Here is a 549-nt window from a genome sequence, read left to right as displayed (position 1 = left end):
TGGGGTGGATAATGAGAGTCGAACTCACGACCTCCAGAGCCACAATCTGGCGCTCTAACCAACTGAGCTATACCCACCATAATTGGTCGAGGTGGAGGGACTCGAACCCCCGGCCCCATGGTCCCAAACCACGTGCGCTACCAAACTGCGCTACACCTCGGAATTAATATTTATATATAAAGTGGTGGACCTTCAGGGACTCGAACCCCGGACCTACCGGTTATGAGCCGGGCGCTCTAACCAACTGAGCTAAAGGTCCACTTTATATGGTAGCGGTAACAGGAGTCGAACCTGTGACCTTTCGGGTATGAACCGAACGCTCTAGCCAACTAAGCTATACCGCCATAATATATGGTGCCCAGAGGCGGAATCGAACCACCGACACGGGGATTTTCAGTCCCCTGCTCTACCGACTGAGCTATCTGGGCATTTGGCGGAGAGGGTGGGATTCGAACCCACGGCCCCTTTCGGAGTCACTGGTTTTCAAGACCAGCTCCTTAAACCACTCGGACACCTCTCCATTATTGGTGACCCATCCGCGACTCGAAC

At 53.7% G+C, this 549-nt stretch carries 6 tRNA genes; all 6 read right to left on the bottom strand.

Features of this window, described 5'->3' with window-relative positions:
- The 6 genes from H8891_RS15065 to H8891_RS15040 all read right to left on the bottom strand — a co-directional run bounded on the left by H8891_RS15065 (nt 1) and on the right by H8891_RS15040 (nt 520).
- Nucleotides 1-77 (bottom strand) — tRNA-His (locus H8891_RS15065).
- 6 nt (nt 78-83) lie between these two features.
- Nucleotides 84-160: transfer RNA gene (locus H8891_RS15060), tRNA-Pro, on the bottom strand.
- A 22-nt stretch (nt 161-182) separates the two neighbouring features.
- A tRNA-Ile gene (locus tag H8891_RS15055) sits at nt 183-259 on the bottom strand.
- Between the two features lie 8 nt (nt 260-267).
- Nucleotides 268-344 (bottom strand) — tRNA-Met (locus tag H8891_RS15050).
- Nucleotides 345-352: 8 nt separating this feature from the next.
- Nucleotides 353-428, bottom strand: a tRNA-Phe gene (locus H8891_RS15045).
- A 3-nt stretch (nt 429-431) separates the two neighbouring features.
- Nucleotides 432-520: transfer RNA gene (locus H8891_RS15040), tRNA-Ser, on the bottom strand.
- Between the last annotated feature and the right edge of the window lie 29 nt (nt 521-549).

Source organism: Paeniclostridium hominis (genome assembly GCF_014306135.1).
Lineage (GTDB): Bacteria > Bacillota > Clostridia > Peptostreptococcales > Peptostreptococcaceae > Paraclostridium > Paraclostridium hominis.
Note: the sequence above shows the minus strand (reverse complement) of the source record. Positions and strands in the feature narration are given on the sequence as shown.